This is a genomic window from Nonomuraea sp. NPDC049421, assembly GCF_040677005.1.
GTDB classification, from domain to species: Bacteria; Actinomycetota; Actinomycetes; order Streptosporangiales; family Streptosporangiaceae; genus Nonomuraea; species Nonomuraea salmonea.
This window is the reverse complement of the sequence record NZ_JBFAQA010000025.1, coordinates 36,308-58,524: the sequence shown is the minus strand read 5'-3', so window position 1 is coordinate 58,524 and position 22,217 is coordinate 36,308. Positions and strand designations below refer to the sequence as shown.

The window sequence follows — 22,217 nt, the reverse complement described above, 5'->3', positions numbered from 1 at the left end:
CGTCGCCTGCGCAAACCCATGCTTGACGTTTCCCCGCTTTTCGTGCCGGGATGAAACGGGCGCGGCGGGTCACAGGTCACCGAGTCCGAGCTGGCGGGCGATGAGCATGCGCTGCACCTCGCTGGTGCCCTCGCCGATCTCCAGCACCTTGGCGTCGCGGTAGAAGCGGCCGACGGGGAACTCGTTCATGAAGCCGTAGCCGCCGAACACCTGGGTTGCGTCGCGGGAGTTGTCCATGGCGGCATTGGAGGAGACGAGCTTGGCGATCGCCGCCTCCTTCTTGAACGGCTCGCCCGCGAGCATCTTCTGTGCGGCGTGGTAGTAGGCGAGGCGGGCGGTGTGGGCGCGGGCCTCCATGTCGGCGATCTTGAACTGGATGGCCTGGTAGTGGCCGATGGGGTGGCCGAACGCCTTGCGGTCCCTGACGTACTTGAGGCATTCGTCCACGCAGCCCTGGGCCAGGCCGACGCCGAGCGCGGCGATGGCGACGCGGCCCTCGTCGAGGGTGCGCAGGAACTGGGCGTAGCCGCGGCCGCGCTCGCCGAGCAGGTTCACGGCGGGCACGCGGCAGTCGGTGAAGGACAGCTCGCGGGTGTCGGAGGCGTTCCAGCCGACCTTGGAGTACTTCTTCGACACCGTGAACCCCGGCGTGCCGCTCGGCACGAGGATGGTGGAGATCTCGCGCTCGCCGGTGAGCCCGGTGAGCGCGGCCACGCCGACGACGCCGGTGATGTCGGTGCCGGAGTTGGTGATGAAGGACTTCGTCCCGTTGATCACCCATTCGTCGCCGTCGAGCACGGCCGTGGTCCGCATCCCGCCGGGCACGTCGGACCCGCCGCCCGGCTCGGTCAGTCCGAACGCGCCCAGCATCTCGCCGGAGGCGAGCTTGGGGAGCCACGTACGGCGCTGCTCGGGCGAGCCGAACCGGTAGACGGGCATCGCGCCGAGCGAGACCGCCGCCTCCAGGGTGATGGCGACGCTGGAGTCGACCCTGGCCAGCTCCTCCAGGGCCAGGCAGAGAGCGAAGTAGTCGCCGCCCATGCCGCCGTACTCCTCGGGGATGGGCAGGCCGAACAGCCCCATCGCGCCCATCTGCCGCACGATGTCGTACGGGAACTCCTCGCGCTCGTAGAAGTCCCCGATCACGGGCGCGACCACCTCGCGGGCGAACGCCTCGACGGTCTTGCGCAGCTCTTCGTACTCGTCGGTGAGCATCTCTCAGCCTTTCGCTAGCGCCTGTACGACGCGGGACGGGCTCGGCCGACCGAGCAGCTCCGCCAGCCAGGTGCTGGTGGCGACGAGCTTGCCCAGGTCGAGCCCCGTCTCGATGCCGAGTCCCCGGAGCATCCAGACGAGGTCTTCCGTGGCGAGGTTGCCGGTGGCCGACTCCGCGTAGGGGCAGCCGCCGATCCCGCCGGTGGAGGCGTCGATGGTGGTGACGCCGCAGTGCAGCGCGGCCAGGGTGTTGGCCAGCGCCTGCCCGTAGGTGTCGTGGAAGTGCACGGCGAGCCGGTCCGGGCGGCGGAAGGCGCGGATCAGCTCGGTGACGTGGCCGGGGGTGCCGACGCCGATGGTGTCGCCCAGGGAGAGCTGGTAGCAGCCGAGCCCGAGCAGCCGCTCGCCGACGGAGACGACCTGCGCGATCGGCGTCGGCCCTTCCCAGGGGTCGCCGAAGCACATGGAGACGTACGCCCGCACGCGGATCCCGTTGTCCAGCGCCCTGGCCACGACCGGCTCGAACATCTCGAACTGGCTCTCCAGGCTGCGGTTGAGGTTCTTGGCGGCGAACGTCTCGGTGGCGCTGGCGAAGATGGCGATCTCGGCCACGCCGAGGTCGAGCGCCCGGTCGAGGCCGCGCGCGTTCGGCACCAGCACGGGGTAGCGCACGCCCGTGCGGCGGTGCAGGCGGCGCAGCAGCTCGTCGGCGTCGGCGAGCTGGGGCACCCACGTGGGGTGCACGAAGCTGGTCGCCTCGATCACCCTGTGCCCCGCGTCGGCGAGCCGGTCGATGAACTCGGCCTTGACCTCGACGGGGATGGTGGCGGACTCGTTCTGCAGTCCGTCGCGCGGCCCGACCTCGTAGATCGTGACCTGCTGCGGAAGACCTTCCATCGGGTACGGCATCACGCCTCCTCGGCGGTGACCACGGCCAGGACGGCGTCCATGTCCACCGGCCGGCCCGCCTGCACGGGCAGCTCGGCGACCACGCCGTCGCGCGGCGCGGTGACCGTGTGCTCCATCTTCATGGCCTCGACGACGACCAGCGGCTGGCCCGCGCTGACCCGCTCGCCCTGCTGGGCCTTGACCAGCAGCACGGTGCCCGGCATGGGGCTCCTGACGACGCCGTCGCCGGCCGCCGCCGCGCCGGGCCGGTCGCCCGGGTCGCCGATGTGGTGGCGGGTGAACGACCAGGACGCGCCGTCGCGGCCGAGCCAGAGCGTGTCGCCGTCGCGTACGCACAGATACCGCTCGCTGCGCCCGCCGAGCGTGACGGTCAGGTCCGGGCCGTCGCGCCTGACGCGGGCGGGCACCGCCTGCTCGCCCACGCGGACCTCCGCCTGCTCCTGGGGCAGCCCGCGCACCTGGATCGCGTGCACGCCGTCGCGGGACTCCAGCCGCCAGGTCGTCCAGGCCGGCTCGCCCATCCGCCAGCCGTCGGCGACCTCCCAGGGGTCGTCACCGCGCGGCAGGTCGTGGAAGACCAGCGCCGCCGCCGCCGTCACCGCGTCAGGCGTCTGCGTGGCGGGCAGCAGGCCGGGCAGGACGCGTTCGACCAGGCCGGTGTCCAGTTCGCCGGCCGCGACGGCCGGGTGGGCGGTCAGGGCGCGCAGGAACGGGACGTTGGTGACGACGCCGAGCACCGCCGTGGCGGCGAGCGCGCGCTCGAGCGTCCGGTACGCGGCCGCGCGGTCGGGCGCCCAGGCGATCACCTTCGCCATCATGGGGTCGAACTCGCTGCCGACCACGGCCCCTTCGGCCAGGCCCGAGTCCACCCGCACGACCGCCTGACCCGCCGGATCCCGGGGTTCGCGGAGCGCGAGCACCCGCCCGCCGGTCGGGAGGAAGCCGCGCGCCGGGTCCTCGGCGTACACCCGCGCCTCGACCGCGTGCCCGTCGAGCCGCACGTCCTCCTGCGCGAGCGGCAGCCGCTCCCCCGCCGCCACCCTGAGCTGCAGCTCCACCAGGTCGAGCCCGGTGACCAGCTCGGTGACGGGGTGCTCGACCTGGAGCCGGGTGTTCATCTCCATGAAGTGGTACGCCCCGGTGGCGCCGTCGACGATGAACTCGACCGTGCCCGCCCCGGTGTAGCCGACGGCGCGGGCGGCCTCGACCGCCGCCGCTCCCATGGCCGCGCGCGTCTCGGGGGTGAGGAACGGGGACGGCGCCTCCTCGATGATCTTCTGGTGGCGGCGCTGCAGGCTGCACTCGCGCTCGCCGAGGTGCACGACGCCGCCGTGGGCATCGGCCAGCACCTGGATCTCGATGTGGCGAGGGCTCTCGACGTAGCGCTCGATGAGCAGGGTGTCGTCGCCGAAGGCGGCCCGCGCCGTACGCCGGGCCGACGCCAGGGCCTCGGGCAGCTCGGCGGCCGCGCGTACGAGGATCATGCCCTTGCCGCCGCCCCCCGCGGACGGCTTGATCAGGGCGGGGAAGTCGCGCCAGTCCTCAAGGCCCGGCCCTGTCGCGCCCGGCACCACCGGCACGCCGGCCGCCGACACGGTCTCCTTGGCGCGGATCTTGTCGCCCATGGCCTCGATGGCCGCGGCGGGCGGCCCGACGAAGACCAGCCCGGACTCGGCGCACCGGCGGGCGAACGCGGCGTTCTCCGCGAGGAACCCGTAACCGGGATGCACCGCCTGCGCGCCGGACGCGCGGGCGGCTCCGATGATCGCCTCGACGTCCAGGTAGGACGGCACCTGGAGGGCGACGTCGGCCTCGCGGACGTGCCGCGCCCGGGCGTCGGACGGCGTGTGCACCGCGATCGCTTCGATGCCGAGCGCGCGCAGCGTGCGGGCGATCCGTACGGCGATCTCGCCCCTGTTGGCGATCAGAACACGGTCGAACAACATGCGTCACATCCGGAAGATGCCGAAACCGGCGGGTTCGAGCGGCGCGTTGGCCGCCGCGGACAGCGCCAGGCCCAGGACGGTACGGGTGTCGAGCGGATCGATCACGCCGTCGTCCCAGAGCCTGGCCGTGGAGTAATACGGATTGCCCTGGTGCTCGTACTGTGCCCTGATCGCGGCGGGATCGGCGTCGCCGACGGTGGTGAGCACGTTCGCGGCCTGTTCGCCGCCCATGACCGAGATGCGGGCGTTCGGCCACATCCACAGGAACCTGGGCGAGTACGCCCGCCCCGCCATCGCGTAGTTCCCCGCCCCGAACGAGCCCCCGATCACCACCGTGAACTTGGGCACCCGCGCGCACGCCACCGCCGTCACCATCTTGGCGCCGTGCTTGGCGATGCCGCCCGCCTCGTACGCCTTGCCGACCATGAAGCCGCTGATGTTCTGCAGGAAGAGCAGGGGGATGCCGCGCTGGTCGCACAGCTCGATGAAGTGGGCGCCCTTCATGGCCGATTCGCTGAACAGGATGCCGTTGTTGGCGAGGATGCCGACCGGGTGGCCGTGGACGTGGGCGAAGCCGGTGACGAGGGTCGGGCCGTACTCGGCCTTGAACTCCAGGAAGCGCGAGCCGTCGACGATCCTCGCGATCACCTCGCGCACGTCGTACGGCTGACGGGTGTCGGCGGGGACGATGCCGTAGAGGTCGCGGGGGTCGTGGCGGGGCGGCTCCGGCGTGATCGCCTCCCACGGGCGCGGCGCGCGCGGCGCCAGCGTGGAGACGATGTCGCGGACGATGGCCAGCGCGTGGGCGTCGTCCTCGGCGAGGTGGTCGGTGACGCCGCTGACCCGCGCGTGCAGGTCGCCGCCGCCCAGCTCCTCGGCCGTGACCTCCTCGCCGGTGGCCGCCTTCACCAGGGGCGGGCCGCCCAGGAAGATCGTGCCCTGGCCGCGGACGATGACCGCCTCGTCGCTCATGGCGGGCACGTACGCGCCGCCCGCCGTGCACGAGCCGAGCACCGCGGCGATCTGCGGGATGCCCCGCGCGGACATCGTGGCCTGGTTGTAGAAGATCCGGCCGAAGTGCTCGCGGTCGGGGAACACCTCGTCCTGCCTGGGCAGGAACGCGCCACCCGAGTCGACCAGGTAGACGCAGGGCAGGCGGTTGTGCAGGGCCACCTCTTGGGCGCGCAGGTGCTTCTTGACCGTCATGGGGTAGTAGGTGCCGCCCTTGACGGTGGCGTCGTTGGCGATGATCACGCATTCGCGGCCGGAGACGCGGCCGACGCCGGTGATGATGCCGGCGGCGGGGGCCTGGTCGTCGTACAGGCCGCCGGCGGCCAGCGGCGACAACTCAAGGAAGCGCGAGCCGGGATCGAGCAGGCCGTCCACGCGATCGCGCGGCAGCAGCTTGCCGCGCTCGACGTGCCGCCGCCGCGACCGCTCCGGCCCGCCGAGCGCGGCGGTGGCCAGGCGGTCGAGCAGCTCGGCGGCCAGCCGCTCGTTGAGCTCGGCGTTGCGCTTGTACGCCTCGCTCCCGGGCTCGATCGCCGATCTCAGCACCGGCCAGTCGCTGCTCATGAGTCCCCTCCCATGGCTCGGATGTTAGCCATCATTAACGTCATCGTCTAGCATGTGAGACGTGACCACCGCCTCCGCCCCCTCTACCCGCAGCAGGCGCAACAGGCGCGCGGAGATCCTGGAGGCGGCCGCCCGGCTGTTCGCGGCCCGCGGCTTCCACGGCGTCTCGATCGAGGACATCGGCGCCGCCGTCGGCGTCTCGGGCCCGGCCCTCTACCGGCACTTCGACGGCAAGGACGCGCTGCTGTCGGAGATGCTGCTCGACGTCAGCTCGCGGCTGCGCGAGTCGGCCGTCGCGGTCGCCACCTCCTCCCCCGGCCCCAAGGAGACCCTCGACGCGCTGCTCAACGTGCAGATCACATTCGCGATCGAGCAGCCCGCGCTGATCACCGTGCACGACAGGGAGCTGGGCAACGTCCCGGAGCCGCAGCGCAGGCAGATCAGGCGGCTGCAACGGCTCTACGTCGAGGAGTGGGTGACCGTGCTGGCCGAGCTGCACCCGTCCTGCCCCGCCGCGCGGCTGCGGGCCGCCACGCACGCCGTGTTCGGGCTGCTCAACTCGACTCCGCACAGCGCGGGCGAGCTGCCAGGGCACGAGATGCGGCCGCTGCTGCACGCGATGGCCAGGGCGGCCATCGAGGCCGCTGTTAAGGCTTATTAACTTTTCGTCTTCTGCGCTCAGCGCCTTGTGCCTTCCCGCCCGCGCTATTTCGTCGATTTCCGGACCGGCGGCAGCGCCGAGGTCGCCGGCCACGACGTCGTCAGGCAGCGCGACGAGGTGCGCAGGAACATCGGCCTCGTCCTCCAGGACCCCACGCTCGACGGCTACCTGTCCGCCGAGCAGAACCTGCGCTTCCACGCCGAGCTCTACGGCGTCCCCAAGAGCCAGGTCGGGCCCAGGATCAGGCAGGTCATGGAGATGGTCGCGCTGTGGGAGCGCAAGGACGCCAAGGTCATGACGTTCTCCGGCGGCATGAAACGGCGGCTGGAGGTCGCCCGTGGACTCCTGCACTCGCCGCGCGTGCTGTTCCTCGACGAGCCCACCATCGGGCTCGACCCGCAGACCCGCTCAGCGGAGCGGTTCGGCATCGAGGCCGCCGTGCACGAGGGGGCCGTGACGTTCGCCGTGGCCGCCGGCGAGAAGTTCGTGCCCCGGCTGTTCGCCGAGCTCGGGATGCCGATCAGATCCGTCAGCGTCTCGCTTCGCCCACCTCGACGTCCCCGCCTCCGCCGCGGCCGTCCTCAACCCCGGCGTGCGCTGGTTCACCCAGCAGGTCCCCGTGCCGGTGGAGCCCGGCATCGTCGCCGCCCTCGGCCTCCTGCTCCTCGGGGTGGCGGTCCTGCAGTTCAGAAAGGCCGACTAGGAACTTCTCTCACATCAGCCTGCGCACAACCCTGTGCGGAGGGTAACTTTCCTGATGCGCCGCGCGGCCCCTTCCAGCAGTCCCCCCGAGCAAAAGGAGCTCACCCGATGTTGGATCTCGAAGCGAAGTACTTTGACCTGGAGTGCCGGGTGCAGAAGCTCGAAGCGGCTAACGTGAGTGGCGTGCCGAACCTCAGCATCGCCGACCGCATCGACACCCTTCACGAGCGCGTCACGCAGGTCCAGGACAACGTCAACGCGAGAATCACGAGAGAAGCCCAGTCCATCAGGGCCGAGATGAAGGCCGGCTTCGCGGCCGTCAACGAGCGGTTCGAGCAGATGGACACGCGGCTCGCTCAGATGGACACGCGCTTCGAGCAGATCGATAAGCGGTTCGAACAAATCGACACGCGCTTCGAGCAGATCGACAGGCGGTTCGAGCAGGTCGACACGCGCTTCGAGCAGATCGACAGGCGGTTCGAGCAGGTCGACACGCAACTCGAAAGTCTCCGGACACTGCTCATGCGAATCGATGCCAAGTTGCCGGATTCGCAGGTCAACTAGTGGCTTGGCTCGGATCCTTGGTCGGGTGATTGATCTTCCGTTCGTTGCGCGGCAGGCTGCTTCCACGTTGTGATGGTGGAGGTGGTCGTGGGACGTCATCCACGCCTTCGACGAGCAGGGGTTCGAGGCGCTGGACCCAAAATGGAGCGGGGGTCGCCCCAGGATGATCAGCAGCCAGGTGCGTGAGCACATCTGCCTGATCGCCCGGGGCATCCCCCGCCGACCGACGGCCGGGTGGTCTGTGTCGACGAGTTCGGGCCGCTCAACCTCATGCCCCGCAAAGGCAGGGCACGGCGCCCGCACCGCTCACCACGTCGTCTGCGGGCCACCTACAACCGCTACGACGGCGTGATGCACATGCTTGCCGTCCTCGACCTGGGCCACCGGCAAGATGTACTACCGCATCCGGCCCCGCACACGGTGGTGCGAGTTCCTGTCCCTACTCAAGTCCCTGCGCATCCGCCGGCCCGGCGAGAAGCTCTACGTCGGCCTGGACGACTTCTCCCTCACGAACACTCGAACGTCCGCACGTGGGCCGCGGCGAACGACATCGGGCTGGTCTTCCTGCCGACCTACGGATTGTGGCCGAACTGGATCGAGTCCGAGTTCACCGCCCTTCGCTACTTCGCCCTCAACGGCACCGACCACCACAGCCATGGCGAACAGAACGCCGCCCATCCCGTCCGGGCTGACCCCCACCACTCCGTCCCTCGGTTCCCTGACAGGCAGCTCACCAGGGAACCGGGCCGTGCTCGTCGAAGAAGCCGCCGGTCGGCCCGTCATCGGGCAGCGTGGCGAGCCGGACGACCACGGCCGCCCCGTCGGCCGCGGTGCGGGTGAGGCCGGGGAACGCGGTGGTGAGGTCGGTCGCACACGGCCCCGGATCGGCGGCGTTGACCAGGATGTTGCGGCTGCGCAGTTCCTTGGCGTACTGCACGGTCAGCGAGTTGAGTGCGGTCTTGGACGGGACGTACGCGGCCAGCGGGGGCCGGGTTGTGAAGTAGTCCTCGGGATCGGTCATCCGGGCGATGGAGCCCAGTCCACTGCTGACATTGACGATCCGGGCGGCGGGGGAGCGGGCGAGCAGCGGCAGCATCGTGGTGGTCACGCTGATCACGCCGAACACGTTGGTCTCGAACACCTCGCGTACAGCGGGCAGTTCGACACTGCCAGGGCTCTGGGCGGCGAGGTCGCCAGAGATGCCGGCGTTGTTGATCAGGATGTCCAGCCGGCCAAAGCGCTCCTCGATCCAGCGGGCGGCGGATAGGACGCTGGCGCGGTCGGTGACGTCCAGGGTGACCGGGTACACCCGCGGGCCCAGGTCGGCTGCGGCTGCCGCACCGCGGTGCGGGTCGCGCGAGGCCAGCAGGACGTTCGTGCCGAGCGAGGCGAGCCGGGCTGCGACCTCGCGCCCGATGCCCTTGTTGGCACCGGTGACCAGGGCCGTCGTGGTTTCTGTCATGCGTTCAGCCCACCACGGGTGCGGCCGGGAGCTCCAACACCGATCAGGTGCGCAGCGATACCGTGCGGGTATGGAAAGACTGGAGGTCCGCGAGCTCGTCTACTTCACCGCTGTCGCCGAAGAACTGCACTTCGGCCGGGCGGCCGCCCGGCTAGGAATGGCCCAACCGCCGCTCTCCCGCGCCATTCAGCAGCTCGAACGACGGCTGGGCGTAGCCCTCTTGGAACGCGGCAGTCGCCGGGTCGTACTGACCGAGGCGGGGGCCGTCCTGCTCCGCGAGAGCCGTACGGTGCTCGACGCCGCGTCGGCCGCGGCGCGCCGCACCCGGCGGGCCGGCCGCACCGACCCGCGTCTGGTCCTGGTCATCAAGCCGGGCGGCGACGGTGGCCTGCTGCCCGCGATCCTCGACGCCTATCAGGCTGAGCCGGGTTCGCTGCCGGTCGAGCTGGTGTGCAGCTTCGGCGAGCGTGAGATCCTCCTGCGGGAGGGTCGTGCCGACGCCGCCCTGCTTCATCGTCCCCGCCACGACCTCACCGGCCTGGACACCCAGGACCTCCTGACCGAGACTCAACTTCTCGTGATGCCGAGTTCGCATCGCCTCGCGGGCCGTACCCGGGTCTGCCTGAACGACCTCGCCGGGGAGCCCCTGCCGCGCTGGCCGGGCGCATCTGAGGGTGGCTCACACGGACCCGAGGTCCACGACCTTGGGCAGCTTCTCCACCTCATCGCCTTGCGCCGCATGGTCGCCGTCCTCCCCTCCTCCATCCGCGGCCAGCTCCGCGACGACCTGGTCGCTGTCCCAGTCGCTGATGCCGAGCCCACCACGCTCGTCCTCGCCTGGCCCGAGCACGCCACCTCCCCAGCCCTGGCCGCCTTCGTCCGCGCGGCCGCCGCCGTGGCGGGCAAGGCGACGGGCAAGGCGACGGGCCACGGCGGGTAGAGCGGGGTGGGAGGCTCCCTCGCCCATGCTCGCGGGCGTGCGAACACTCCAGGGCGCCCTCACGACCACCGTCGAGATCACACCTGGAGGCAGAATGACGGGCACCGGACGGCGAACAATGACGCGGTCGACAATCCGGGCCAAGCCACTAGTCAGGTTGAAAGGGCGAGGCCCGGGGTGGGTGTCCCGGGCCTCGTCGAACTAGGAGGTCAGCGCCTTACGCGGACGTAGTCCCTGGCGCTGTCGTCGCCGTTGGTGTCCGCGTCGCCGCGGAACACGAACTTCCAGTGGCCGGAGCGCCAGGCCCTGGCCTTGGTGTAGAGGCGGCCGCTGTCACCCGAGGAGGTGGTCTTGACGTACTGCCACTTCCTGGAGCCGAGCGGCTTGAAGTAGAGCGCCACCTTGCCGGCGTAGCCCTCCCACGAGCCGTCGTCGTCCACCTGCAGCACACCCCTGAACCTGAGGTAGCCGCCGCGCCTCGGCGGCTCGGGGTAGGCGTTGAACCTGATCAGCCGGGTGTCGGCCTTGTCCGCGGTGGGCGGCGGGGCGGGCTCGTTGACGCGGACCCAGTCGGGGCCGCTGACGGTGCCGTTGACGCCGCGGGTGCCGCGGTACTCGGCACGCCACCAGCCCGACTTCTCGGCGGTGGCGGTGGCGAAGAAGCGGCCGCCGCGACCGGTCACGTCGGAGGTGACGTACTCCCAGCGGCGGGAACCGTCCGCACGGAAGTAGACGGACACGCGCTGGCCGGGCAGGCCGCCGCGGCGCTCGGCGCGCAGGGTGCCGGTGAAGCGGAGCTTGTCGCCCTTGTCCACGGGCTCGGGCCTGGCGTCGAAGCCGGAGATGCGGCTGGCGAGGTCGGCGCGCCTGACGTCCACGCGGTCGCCGTCGCTGACGGTGCCCCTGGCCGTGGCGGTGGCCGCGAACTCGGCCCGCCACCAGCCGGTGGACATGGCGCGTACGCGGGCGGAGAACCAGCCGCCGCGCCCCGTCGTCACCTTGGTCACCTGGCGGTAGTCGTCGGAGCCGCGCCCACGGAAGGCGATGGCGACGGTCTGCCCGTCGTACCCCTTGCCGTCGGCGACCAGGCGGCCGGACACCTTGATCGTGTCGCCCCTGCTCACCCGGTCGGGGTCGGCGTCGAAGTCGCCGATCCTGGTGGTGAGCGCCTTGACGACGTCGAAGGTGCCGGTCTTCGTGGCATCGCCGTCACCCTTGGCGACGGCGTTGTACGTCCACTTGCCGACGGCGCCGGCGCCGAACGCCTTGGTGCCGGTCCACTTGAAGCCGCCCGGTACGGGCGACTTGGCGAGGTTCACGACGTCGTTGTTGAGCTTGAGCTCGGCGCTGTTCGCCCGCCTCGTCGTGAACGTGAACGTCACGGTGACGTCCTTGTCGAAGACCACGATCGCGGGCGCGGGACTGATGCCCACGTCGCTGATGGTGGGTGCGGCTGCCGCCGTCGCCGTGCCAGGCGCGGCGGCGAGTGCCCCTGCCCCGAGTACGAGGGCGAGGGCGGCTACACGGATGCGTTGTAACATGCGGGTTCCTTTCTGGAGACCCCATTGGTTTCAACGCGGCATTGAGGGTGCCACGTGTGTCCTCCTAGTAGACGTGGCTCTCGCTGTGAAGGTTGGGAATTCTGACGAACAGTTATCTCAGTGGGTCAATCGGACCGGTCCACAACATCTCCCCCGCGTCCGGCAGACGTCAGCGCCGATCAAAGACATAATCGGGGGTGTGGCGCGCGACACAGTTGAGACTCATTTCATCCAGGCCGTTGCGACGCTGGAGGCGGGTCCCCCGCGAGATCCGGGGCTCCCGATCCGCGACGGCACGTCCCTGACCGGCGCCCAGTGCAGGACGCTCTACCGGCGGCAGCTCGACAGCCGGCTGCTCGACATCGCGGCCAGGTGGCTGCGCGAGCGGGACGAGGGCCACTACACGATCGGCTCGGCCGGTCACGAGGGCAACGCGGCGGTGGCCGCCGCCCTGCGTCCCGGCGACCCCGCGCTGCTCCACTACCGCTCGGGCGCGTTCTACCTGGCCCGGTCCGAGCAGGCGGGCAGACTGCCCGAGCAGGGCATCCGCGACGTGCTCATGGGGCTGACCGCCGCGGCGGACGAGCCCATCGCGGGCGGGCGGCACAAGGTGTTCGGCCACCCCGACCTGGCCGTCATCCCCCAGACCTCCACGATCGCCAGCCATCTGCCGCGGGCCGCGGGGGTGGCGTTCGCGATCGAGCGGGCGCGGGCGCTCGGCGTGCCGTCCGCCTGGCCCGACGACGCCATCGCGGTGTGCAGCTTCGGCGACGCCTCGATCAACCACGCCAGCGCCCTGTCCGGCTTCAACACCGCCGCCTACGCCACCTACCAGGGGCTGGGCATGCCGATCCTGTTCGTCTGCGAGGACAACGGCATCGGCATCAGCGTGCGCACCGCCAAGGGCTGGGTGGAGGCGGCGGCGCGGCGGCCCGGCATCGAATACTTCGCCGCCGACGGGTGCGACCTGGCCGAGGCGTACGACGTGGCCGTCAGGGCCGCCGAGCACGTACGCGAGCACCGCTCCCCCGCGTTCCTGCACCTGCGCACCGTGCGGCTGATGGGCCACGCCGGGTCCGACGTCGAGTCGGCCTACCGCACGCAGCGCGAGATCAGGGCCGACCTCGAGCGCGACCCGCTGCTGCGCACGGCGGCGCTGCTGGTCGAGGCGGGGCTTGAGACGCCGGACGAGCTGCTCAAGTCGTACGAGCTGGCCCGCGAACACGTGCTGCTGATCGCCCAGGAGACGGCGCGCAGCCCGCGGCTCAGCTCGGCCAAGGAGGTCATGGAGCCCATCGCGCCGCGCAAGCCCGAGCTGATCGCCAAGATCAGCCCGATGGCGGCCTCGCCCGCGGTGCGGGAGAAGGCGTTCGCCGGGTCGCTGCCGGAGAACGACAAGGCGATGACGCTCTCGCAGTCCATCAACCGCACGCTCGCCGACGCGCTGGCCGTCTATCCGGAGCTGACCGTGTTCGGCGAGGACGTCGGCAAGAAGGGCGGCGTCTACGGCGTGACCAGGGGGCTGCAGAAGCGGTTCGGGGCCGGCCGGGTCTTCGACACGATGCTCGACGAGCAGGCCATCCTGGGTCTCGCGCTCGGGCAGGGCGTGTCGCGGCTCCTGCCCGTACCCGAGATCCAATATCTCGCCTACCTGCACAACGCGCTCGACCAGATCCGCGGCGAGGCGGCGACGCTGTCGTTCTTCTCGCGCGGCGCCTACACCAACCCGATGGTGGTGCGGGTGGCGGGTTACGCCTACCAGAAGGGGTTCGGCGGGCACTTCCACAACGACAACGCGGTGGCCGCGCTGCGCGACATCCCCGGGCTGGTCATCGCCTCGCCCGCGCGGCCCGACGACGCCTCCGCGATGCTGCGCACGTGCCTGGCGGCGGCCCGTACGTCCGGGTCGGTGTGCGTGTTCCTGGAGCCGATCGCGCTCTACCACACCCGTGACCTGTTCGAGGACGGCGACGGCGGCTGGCTGGCCCCCTACGCGCCGCCCGCGCGCTGGGCCGAGACGCACGTCCCGATCGGCCGGGCCCGCTCCTACGGCGACGGGCGCGACCTGACGATCGTCACGTTCGGCAACGGGGTGCGGATGAGCCTGCGCGCCGCGGTGCGCCTCACCCAGGAGGGGTACGGCTGCCGCGTGCTCGACCTGCGCTGGCTCGCGCCGCTGCCGCTCGACGACCTGCTGCGCGCGGCCGAGCTGACCGGCAACGTGCTGATCGCCGACGAGACCCGCCACTCCGGCGGCGTCTCCGAGGGCATCGTGGCCGAGCTGCTCGATGCCGGCTACACCGGGAAGATCGCGCGGGTGACGTCGTCCGACAGCTTCATCCCGCTCGGGCGGGCGGCCGATCACGTGCTGCTGTCGGAGGAGGAGATCGAGCAGGCCGCGCGCAAGCTACTCGGCTGAGCGGGCCACCGCTCCCCTGATGCAGTACGGCTTCGACCAGGCGACCGTCGACTTCTCCGAGATCTGCACCGGCACCCCGACCAGGAAGCAGTAGCCGCTCTCCGGGTCCAGGCCGCTGATCTTCGCCGAGGTGACGCCCTGGCCGAGCGCGGTGATGGGCTGCCTGCCCCGCTCGACCGGGGAGCGCTGGATGACCACCGGGTAGCCGCGGGCCGCGGCAGGGAGCGTCCACTTCAGCTCGATCAGCGCGCCCCGGTCGGCGGTCAGCTTGAGCTGGCGGGGGGCGTACGCGGATGCGTCCTGCCCGCCTGGGTCCTGGCGCTCGGTGGCCGCCGCCGTCGGGTTCGTGGTGGCCGGTTTGTCCTGTTGCGACAGGAAGACGGCCAGGGCGGTGCCGCCCGCCGCCACGACCGCCACAGCGCCCGCGATGAGGACGACGTTGCGGGTGCGGGTGTTGTTTGAGGGCTGCGTCGGTAAGCTCGGCGGGCCGCTCATGGCGGGCTGGGCCGGGGGGAGGTGCCGGCCCGTGGCGGGGAACGCGTTACCGCCGGCCGGGCCCGAAACGTTGCCGCCCATCGACTGGTGCTGGCCCGTCACGGGGAAGGCGCTGCTCGGTGGCTGGTGCTGCCCCGTCGTGGGTGGTGCGTGGTGGCCCGTGGCAGGTGGTGCGTGGTGGCCCGTGGTGGATGGTGCGGGGTGGCCCGTCGCGGGGAAGGCGGGGCCGGTCGTGGTGGGGTGAGCGGGCCGGGGCGGGGTGGCGTCGGAGCCGATCAGGTCGGTGACCGGCAGGCCCAGCTCCGCCTGTACGGCCTGCAGGTGCCGGGCGAGCTCGCGCGCCGACCCGTACCTGGCCTCCGGCTGCTTGGCCATCGCCCGCAGCACCGGCGCGAGCACCGCGGGCGGCACGTCGGCGCGGTTGACCGGCGGCGGCTCGGCGCTCAGCACCCGGTACATCAGCGGCGCGATCGACGGGTCGGCCGCGTTGTGGAAGGCGGGCTGCCCGGCGAGCAGGTGGTAGAGGGTGGAGCCGAGCGAGTAGACGTCGGTGGCGGCCGAGTGGGGCCGGCCGGTGAGCACCTCGGGGGCGGCGTGCAGCGGGGTGAACGCCTGCGAGGTGGCCGAGATCTCCGCCGCGTCGACGACCCTGGCCACGCCGAAGTCGGCGATGGCCGGCTCGCCGTAGCGGGAGATGAGGATGTTCTGCGGCTTGATGTCGCCGTGCAGCACCCCGGCCTCGTGGACGGCGGCCAGCGCCCCGGCCAGTTTCACCCCGGCGCGCAGCACGTCGGGGACCGGCAGCGGTCCCTCGTTGCGTACGCGGTCGCGCAGCGAGCCGTGCTCGAAGAAGTCCATCGCGATGTACGGCTTGCCCGACCCTGTCATGCCGGTGTCGAAGACGGTGACGACGTTGGGATGGCCGGTGAGGCGGCCGGTGAGCTGCAGCTCGCGCTGGAACCTGCGCATCGTCCGCTGGTCGACCCGGTCGACGGACAGCACCTTCAGCGCCACGACCCGGTCGAGGCGCTCCTGGTAGGCGCGGTACACGACGGCGAATCCGCCCTGGCCCACCTGATCGAGTACCCGGTAGCCGGGTGCGTCCTCGACTGGCAGCACACCACTCTCCCCCTGTTGCTGTGGAGTTTAGTGGGAAATAAGGGGATCAGAGCGGGTTCATCAGGTACGCGCCGAACACCATGGAGACCAGCGCCACCAGCAGGAAGAAGAACACGTAGAAGCCGCCGGGCAGGATCGTCAGCCGGGAGAGCTGGTCGGCGTCGGAGTCTCTGGCCTGCCTGCGGCGCCGCTTGTGCTGCAGCTCGATGATCGGCCGGATGCCGCCGAAGAGCAGGAACCAGGCGGCGACCAAGGCCACGACCTGCTGGACCTCAGCGGGGGCGTACATGATCAGGGCGAAGACGGCGCCGCCGGTGACGAGCAGGATGAGGGCGCCGTACAGGTTGCGGATCAGCAGCAGCATGCAGACCAGGAGCAGCAGCACTCCCCAGATCAGCAGCGTGATGTGACCCTGCTCGGTCAGCCACGCGGCGCCGAGCCCGAGCAGCGGCGGCGCGACATAACCGGCCATCGCGGTCAGCACCATGCCGGGTCCGGTCGGCCTGCCCCTGGTCAGCGTCACGCCGGAGGTGTCGGAGTGCAGCCGGATGCCTTCGAGCTTGCGCCGGGTGAGCAGCGCCATGACGGCGTGACCGCCTTCGTGGGCGATCGTGATCAGCCCCCGGGAGACCTGCCAGGGCATGCGGAAACCGACGATCACGAGCGCGGCGAGCGCCGAGACCCCCACGACCCAGGGGTCGGGGTCAGGCTGAACCGCGATCAGGTGGGCCCAGAACTTGTCCATCGAGGACAAACCCTAATCGCTCCGGCCTGTCCGCGGCGCCCGTACGGGGGCGGCGATCCAGGAGATGCGGAGGGCGCGATAATGAACCGGAGATACCTCCGATTCACGACGGGATCAGCCCATGGAACTCGGACTGCACATTCAGCACTTCACCTGGCCCGGCGGCGCCGAGCGGATCGGGCCCGAGCTGGCCGAGATCGCGCGTACGGCGGAGGACGCGGGCGTCGCCCGGCTGACCGTCATGGACCACGTCTGGCAGATCGACTCGGTGGGGCCCGCCGAGCAGGACATGCCTGAGCCGTACACGACGCTCGGTTTCCTGGCCGCCGCGACGCGGCGGGTCCAGCTGCACACGCTGGTCACCGGCGCCGTCTACCGGGAGCCGGGCCTGCTCGCCAAGACCGTGACCACGCTCGACGTGCTCTCCGGCGGGCGCGCCTGGCTCGGCATCGGCGCCGCCTGGTACGAGGCGGAGGCGCGCGGGCTCGGCCTGCCGTTCCCGCCGCTCGCCGAACGCTTCGAGCGGCTGGAGGAGACGCTGCAGATCTGCCTGCAGATGTGGAGTGGCCGGGACGAGCCGTACGAAGGGCGGCACTACCGGCTCGAACGCACCCTCAACGCGCCTCAGAGCATCGGCAGGCCGCACCCGAAGATCATGATCGGCGGATCGGGCGAGAAGAAGACACTGCGCCTGGTCGCCAAATACGCCGACGCCTGCAACCTCTTCGGCGGCCCCGAGGTCACCCGCAAGCTCGACGTGCTGCGCGAGCACTGCGCGCGCGAGGGCCGCGACTACGACGCGATCGAGAAGACGACCGTGCTGGTCATCGGGGCGGACGACGACGCGGGACGCGTGCTCGAGCAGCTGCGCGGCATGCACGAGCTCGGTTTCACCGCCGTCTACGTGACCGTCCGCGACGGCGACCAGCGCAAGGCGATCGACCTGCTGGGCGGAGAGGTGATCCCGGAGGTCTCGGGCTGGTGACGGGCGTGGACTCCGACATCGACGTGCCCGCATGGTTGCGGCGGCTGGGGCTGCCGGGGCTGATCGACCTGCACGTACACTTCCTGCCCGAACGCATGGAACGCCGGGTGTGGCACCACTTCAACCACGGCGGGCCGCTGATGGGCGGGGGATGGCGCATCGCATACGAGTGGCCGGTCGAGAAGCGGGTCGAACGGCTGCGCGAGCTGGGCGTACGGACGTTTCCCGCCCTGGCGTACGCCCACAAGCCGGACATGGCGGCCGACCTGAACGCGTGGACCCTCGGCTTCGCCCGGCGCACCCCCGGCTGCCTGCCCTCCGCGACCTTCTACCCCGAGCCGGGCGTGGAGGCGTACGTGCGGCGGGCGCTCGACGACGGCGCCCGGATCTTCAAGGTGCACCTGCAGGTGGGCGGGTTCGATCCGCGGGTGCCCGAGCTGGACGACGTGTGGGGGTTGCTGGCCGAGTCGGGCGTGCCGGTCGTGGTGCACGCGAGCTCGGTGCCCGTACCGGGCGGGCACGTCGGCGTGGAGCCCATCGCTGAGGTGCTGCGCCGCCATCCGGCGCTGCGGGTGGTCATCGCGCACCTCGGCATGCCCGAGTACGACCCGTTCTTCGGCCTGGCCGCCCGCTACGAACGCGTCGCCCTGGACACCACCATGGCCTTCACCGATTTCAGCCAGGAGCGGATGCCGTTCCCCGAACGGCTGCGGCCCGCGCTGCTTGATCTCGGCCTGGCGGGGAAGGTGGTGCTGGGCACGGACTTCCCCACCATCCCGTACCCTTACGCGCACCAGCTCGACGCGCTGGCCCGCCTCGGGCTGGGGGACTCCTGGTTGCGGGCCGTGTGCTGGGACAACGGTGCGGCCATGATCTGATAGAGGGGTGAACGATCGGCACGTGGCGCTCATCAGCGCTTTCTACGACGCTCTGGGCCGCGCGGACTTCGCGGCCATGGAGCGCTGTTACCACCCCGCGGTCAGTTTCGGCGACCCCATCTTCCAGGAGGTCGAGGGGCGCGACAGAGTGATGAGGATGTGGCGGCTGCAGCTCGGCGTACGCGACGGGCTGAAGTCCGAATACCGTGACGTGACGGCCGACGACTTCACCGGCACCGCCCACTGGACGGCCACCTACACCTTCTCCAGCACGGGCCGCCAGGTCGTCAACGAGATCGACGCGCTGTTCAGGTTCGAGGACGGCCTGATCGTCCGCCACCACGACGACTTCGATTTCAGACGCTGGTCGAAGATGGCTCTGGGCCGGCCGCACGGGCTGCTGTTCGGCTGGACGCCCATGTGGCGCAAGACCATCAGAGACCGCGCGACACAGCAGCTCGACGAGCTCGGCTCGTCCTAGTTCTTCCTGTTGGGGAGGTGCCCATGGCCAGGGTGAAGGGGCTCAGGCGCGGCGGTGACGTACGCGAGCAAGCGCCCGAACACTCGATGGACCCGCGCGCCGTGGAGGAGCCTCCCTACCGCCCGACCGTCATCGACAACGCCATCTACTGCGACGGCGAGCGGGTCGACAACCCCGGCTCGCTCGCCGACGCCTTCGAACGCCTCAAGCAGACCCCCGACGCCATGGCCTGGATCGGGCTCTACCGGCCGAAGGAATGGGAGCTGGTCAAGCTCGGCGAGGAGTTCGAGCTGCACGAGCTGGCGCTGGAGGACGCCATCGTCGGCTCCCAGCGCCCCAAGGCCGACCGCTACGGCGACACCCTCTTCGTCGTGCTGCGCGCCGCCCGCTACCTCGACGACGAGGAGGAGGTCGCGTTCGGCGAGCTGCACGTCTTCGTCGGTCCCAACTTCGTGATCACCGTACGCCACGCCGAGGCGCCCGACCTGCAGGGCGTGCGCCGGCGCATGGAGTCCGACCCCGACCTGCTGCGGCAGGGCCCGCAGGCCGTCCTGTACGCCATCCTCGACGCCGTCGTCGACGGTTACGCCCCGGTCGTGGCCGGGCTGCAGAAGGACATCGAGGAGATCGAGGTCCAGGTCTTCAGCGGCGACCCTTCGGTGTCGCGGCGCGTCTACGAGCTGTCGGGCGAGGTGATCGAGTTCCAGCGGGCCACCGCGCCGCTGGTCGGCATGATCCACGGCTTCATCGCCGGAGCGCGCAAGTACGGGGTCACCGACGAGCTGCAAAGCTACCTGCGCGACGTCGCCGACCACGCCATCACGGTGACCGAGCGCATCTCGTCGTTCCGCCAGATGCTGCAGAACATCCTCGTCGTCAACTCCACGCTGGTCACGCAGGCGCAGAACGCGGAGATGGCGCGGATGACGGAGGCCAGCATCCGGCAGGGCGAGGAGGTCAAGAAGATCTCGGCGTGGGCGGCCATCCTGTTCGCGCCTACGTTGGTGGGGACCATTTACGGGATGAACTTCGACTTCATGCCGGAAACGCACTGGGTCTTCGGTTATCCGTTCGCCATCGTGCTGATGGGAGCGGTCTGCCTGATCCTTTACACCGTCTTCAAGCGGAGGGACTGGCTCTGACGAGCGAGCCATTCCCAGGCGATTTTCCCCGACATATCATCATCCATTCCATCGCCCTTTTCCGGGCTTGATGCCTTCCGCCCTGACCTGCTTTTATGATGCCTTCGACCCCCGCCACTACAGATCGGCGACGATGGCGACGCAGGAACACATCAACACCGCCCGGCGGCACCTGGAGCATTTGCGCGACCACCACCAGGACGACGTGCTCGCACTCGCCCGCCTGGTCGAGGCCGGCGCGCTCAAGGGCCCCGCCGGCGACCGACTGGCCGCCGACCTCCGTTCCTGGGACCACGCCGTCAAGGACCTCTTCACCCGCGCCCTGTCCCTCCTGGACACCCTCACCCCGGACGCCCGGTGACCCCGCAGGTAGGCATCGATCCGGCCCTGATGACCCGGCTCATCAACGCCATGCGACGAACCGCCCGAACCCTCCCCGAAGTCGCCGTCCGCATCGAACGCGATCTGACCGCCCTGGGCCTCCATGTGTGGGGCCCTTCCCACCTCCACACCGTGGCCCGCCGCCTGACCGACGAACTCCCCGCCCTTCAAGGCCGCCTGGACCTCATCCTCGCCACCCCCGACCGCACCCTCGGCAAGGACGGCCTCCTCTGGGCCGACGAATCCGCCTGGCTCTCCAAGTCCCCCGCCGAAGGCACCACCAACGCCCAGCTTCTCACCACCCGCCTCCGCACCGAGCTCACCGCCCACGCCCTGACCCCGGAAACAGTCGCCGCCCTGGAACGCCACAAGAACGACCCGTACTTCGCCTTGGCCTTCACCCAGTTGATCAGCCCAGCCGAACTCAGAACCCTGATCGCCCGCGCCTACGGGCCGGGCCTCCCGCCCTCAGAACGCCCCCTCCAGTACGACGTGGCAACCCAGGACCGCCTGACCACCATCCTGAGCACCCTGCTGGCCACGGCCTCCCGAGGCGCCGGCCGACTCACCCTCCCACCGGACTACGCCGACCTCCTGACCGCCGACCTCCACCTCCCAGAAAACGCCTTCGCCCTCAAACGTCTCCTCCAGGACGGCACCTTCGACCACACCTTCCTCCTGACATTGGTCCGCAAGCTCTACGACCTCGACCTCGCCCACCCGCCGGACCTCTCACTCCCCCGCGACATGTGGACGACCCCCGGCCCCCGCGACACCTCCGCCGGCGACCTCAGCCCGATGGGCACCGCCCTGGCCGCCCTCGCCCACCACCCCGCCGTAGCCCAGGACTTCTTCACCGACCCGGCCCGCCGCCCCCTGGCACATCTGATGCGCACCCACCCCTGGCACGGCACCGCCGGAACGGACCTCGCCTGGGCCATCGAATCCGCCACCACGGAATTCCGCGACCACGACCTCCCCCCAGCAGAAAGCCGCGGCTACAAATCCGCCCTGATCGCCTCCTGGGCTCTGCACTTCTGGAGCGACCCGAAGGTCCAGAAGAACCTGCCTGAGTCCCGCCTCCATGTCGGCAGAATTCTCGCTCAGTTCACCGGAGACGTGCACCGCGCCGCAGGATCATTCAGCGAAGAAATTCCAGGAGTGGTGATGTATGAGGATCCGGACAAGAACCTGCGCGGCATAGAGCCCTATGGCACACGCATCAATGCGAGGGAGCTGAGAGGCCTGCTCGCATGGGCTTTCTGTGATGAGGAAGCTTTCAAGAGCGTCTCAGCCGCACACGGCGCTTACGCCGCCGCAATGCTGGACGAGGTGGCGAGCAAGGTCGCGCTGGAAGTGGAGGCCGCCTTCGACGCGTGGCGCACAGCCCACCCGGGTGCCACTGACCAGGAAAAGGCCGCAATGCGACAGGACATCTTGGAGGAACACATGGCCCGCAGCGGAGGAGCCGAGTTCTCCAGGGCCGCGCGCAGTCTCAGCAGAGCGACCTGGGCCATCTCGGACGCTGCGCAGATCGGCGACATCTCGGCCGCCGCGGAGAACGACGCGCGCATGAGCACCTTCAAGGAACTGGCCAAAGGTGTGGTGGAACTGGCTCCCGGGCCACCTGGCATGTTCATCGGCGTCATCGCTGAATCCGCCACGACGAGCATCTTCGGAAAAATCAGGACCAGCGAAGAAGAGCGCGTCCGTCAGGAGGCGGACAGTGCCTTGCGCACCACCCAGAACATGTTCGCCGACGTCACCGTCAGAGCCATGATGCGCCACGGCCTCTTCGGCGATGCGACCGCCATTACGCATCCCTACCGCCATGAGGATTTCTCCCCGGGCGCCGAGGGTCACTTCCTCAAGGACGGGCAGATACCGCCACCGACGGAGATGTCGCCTGCCCAGCGCATCGCCTACCAGGACTGGCTGGGGCTCAACGAGACCGGGCGCGTGTTCGGCCGACCGGACGAGTCCATTGAGATCGGGTTCCACAGCGCCGAGGCCTACTACTCCGGAAACGGCTCATGAGAGTGCCGCCGGGGGCGGCC

At 70.4% G+C, this 22,217-nt stretch carries 18 protein-coding genes; 10 read left to right on the top strand and 8 right to left on the bottom strand.

Annotation, left to right across the window (positions count from 1 at the left end):
* Positions 1-69: 69 nt before the first annotated feature.
* Genes AB0K18_RS34695 through AB0K18_RS34680 form a run of 4 tightly spaced genes read right to left on the bottom strand, consistent with a single transcriptional unit; the run spans position 70 to position 5,645 of the window.
* Complete coding sequence (locus tag AB0K18_RS34695; protein ID WP_364923016.1) at positions 70-1,215, bottom strand: acyl-CoA dehydrogenase family protein; 1,146 nt, start codon at positions 1,213-1,215, stop codon at positions 70-72.
* Positions 1,216-1,218: 3 nt separating this feature from the next.
* Positions 1,219-2,124, bottom strand: a complete 906-nt coding sequence (locus AB0K18_RS34690) for a hydroxymethylglutaryl-CoA lyase (RefSeq protein ID WP_364923013.1) — start codon at positions 2,122-2,124, stop codon at positions 1,219-1,221.
* Positions 2,124-4,070, bottom strand: coding sequence for a biotin carboxylase N-terminal domain-containing protein (locus tag AB0K18_RS34685; protein ID WP_364923010.1), 1,947 nt, complete (start codon positions 4,068-4,070; stop codon positions 2,124-2,126). Before AB0K18_RS34685 ends, AB0K18_RS34690 begins: the two co-directional genes overlap by 1 nt.
* A 3-nt stretch (positions 4,071-4,073) precedes the next feature.
* Positions 4,074-5,645: a carboxyl transferase domain-containing protein gene (locus AB0K18_RS34680; protein ID WP_364923007.1), complete on the bottom strand. Its 1,572-nt coding sequence runs from the start codon at positions 5,643-5,645 to the stop codon at positions 4,074-4,076.
* Between the two features lie 61 nt (positions 5,646-5,706).
* Here AB0K18_RS34680 and AB0K18_RS34675 point away from each other — a divergent pair, with 61 nt between their 5' ends.
* Both AB0K18_RS34675 and AB0K18_RS34670 read left to right on the top strand, forming a co-directional pair.
* Positions 5,707-6,306, top strand: coding sequence for a helix-turn-helix domain-containing protein (locus tag AB0K18_RS34675; RefSeq protein WP_345386953.1), 600 nt, complete (start codon positions 5,707-5,709; stop codon positions 6,304-6,306).
* A gap of 27 nt (positions 6,307-6,333) precedes the next feature.
* Positions 6,334-7,572 (top strand): ATP-binding cassette domain-containing protein, encoded by a 1,239-nt coding sequence (locus AB0K18_RS34670; RefSeq protein ID WP_364923003.1) that lies wholly within the window; start codon positions 6,334-6,336, stop codon positions 7,570-7,572.
* 730 nt (positions 7,573-8,302) lie between these two features.
* Here the strand turns inward: AB0K18_RS34670 and AB0K18_RS34665 are convergent.
* Positions 8,303-9,034, bottom strand: a complete 732-nt coding sequence (locus tag AB0K18_RS34665) for an SDR family oxidoreductase (RefSeq protein WP_364923000.1) — start codon at positions 9,032-9,034, stop codon at positions 8,303-8,305.
* A 70-nt stretch (positions 9,035-9,104) separates the two neighbouring features.
* Here AB0K18_RS34665 and AB0K18_RS34660 point away from each other — a divergent pair, with 70 nt between their 5' ends.
* A complete protein-coding gene (locus AB0K18_RS34660; protein ID WP_364922998.1) occupies positions 9,105-9,974 on the top strand; it encodes a LysR family transcriptional regulator in 870 nt (289 codons plus the stop codon).
* A gap of 209 nt (positions 9,975-10,183) precedes the next feature.
* On the opposite strand, the gene AB0K18_RS34655 is transcribed toward AB0K18_RS34660, so the two are convergent.
* The gene (locus AB0K18_RS34655) at positions 10,184-11,515 is read right to left on the bottom strand and encodes a hypothetical protein (RefSeq protein WP_364922995.1); all 1,332 of its coding nucleotides are present in this window, start codon (positions 11,513-11,515) and stop codon (positions 10,184-10,186) included.
* A gap of 199 nt (positions 11,516-11,714) precedes the next feature.
* Between AB0K18_RS34655 and AB0K18_RS34650 the strand changes: the two genes are divergently transcribed.
* The gene (locus tag AB0K18_RS34650) at positions 11,715-13,934 is read left to right on the top strand and encodes a thiamine pyrophosphate-dependent enzyme (protein WP_364922993.1); all 2,220 of its coding nucleotides are present in this window, start codon (positions 11,715-11,717) and stop codon (positions 13,932-13,934) included.
* On the opposite strand, the gene AB0K18_RS34645 is transcribed toward AB0K18_RS34650, so the two are convergent.
* Positions 13,923-15,548 carry a protein kinase gene (locus tag AB0K18_RS34645; RefSeq protein ID WP_364922991.1) on the bottom strand — a complete coding sequence of 542 codons (1,626 nt, stop codon included), beginning with the start codon at positions 15,546-15,548 and terminating at the stop codon, positions 13,923-13,925. The two genes, AB0K18_RS34650 and AB0K18_RS34645, sit on opposite strands and share 12 nt — an antisense overlap.
* Before the next feature lie 46 nt (positions 15,549-15,594).
* Positions 15,595-16,293 carry a M50 family metallopeptidase gene (locus AB0K18_RS34640; RefSeq protein ID WP_364922988.1) on the bottom strand — a complete coding sequence of 233 codons (699 nt, stop codon included), beginning with the start codon at positions 16,291-16,293 and terminating at the stop codon, positions 15,595-15,597.
* Between the two features lie 121 nt (positions 16,294-16,414).
* Between AB0K18_RS34640 and AB0K18_RS34635 the strand changes: the two genes are divergently transcribed.
* From AB0K18_RS34635 to AB0K18_RS34610, 6 genes are all read left to right on the top strand, one after another.
* Positions 16,415-17,278: an LLM class F420-dependent oxidoreductase gene (locus AB0K18_RS34635; protein WP_364922986.1), complete on the top strand. Its 864-nt coding sequence runs from the start codon at positions 16,415-16,417 to the stop codon at positions 17,276-17,278.
* The gene (locus AB0K18_RS34630) at positions 17,275-18,156 is read left to right on the top strand and encodes an amidohydrolase family protein (RefSeq protein ID WP_364922983.1); all 882 of its coding nucleotides are present in this window, start codon (positions 17,275-17,277) and stop codon (positions 18,154-18,156) included. Before AB0K18_RS34635 ends, AB0K18_RS34630 begins: the two co-directional genes overlap by 4 nt.
* Before the next feature lie 7 nt (positions 18,157-18,163).
* Positions 18,164-18,637, top strand: a complete 474-nt coding sequence (locus tag AB0K18_RS34625; protein WP_364556412.1) for a nuclear transport factor 2 family protein — start codon at positions 18,164-18,166, stop codon at positions 18,635-18,637.
* Between the two features lie 23 nt (positions 18,638-18,660).
* Positions 18,661-19,779 carry a magnesium/cobalt transporter CorA gene (gene corA, locus AB0K18_RS34620; protein WP_364922980.1) on the top strand — a complete coding sequence of 373 codons (1,119 nt, stop codon included), beginning with the start codon at positions 18,661-18,663 and terminating at the stop codon, positions 19,777-19,779.
* A gap of 133 nt (positions 19,780-19,912) precedes the next feature.
* Positions 19,913-20,140, top strand: coding sequence for a hypothetical protein (locus tag AB0K18_RS34615; RefSeq protein WP_364556415.1), 228 nt, complete (start codon positions 19,913-19,915; stop codon positions 20,138-20,140).
* Positions 20,137-22,197, top strand: a complete 2,061-nt coding sequence (locus AB0K18_RS34610) for a hypothetical protein (RefSeq protein ID WP_364922978.1) — start codon at positions 20,137-20,139, stop codon at positions 22,195-22,197. Before AB0K18_RS34615 ends, AB0K18_RS34610 begins: the two co-directional genes overlap by 4 nt.
* The last annotated feature ends 20 nt before the right edge of the window (positions 22,198-22,217 follow it).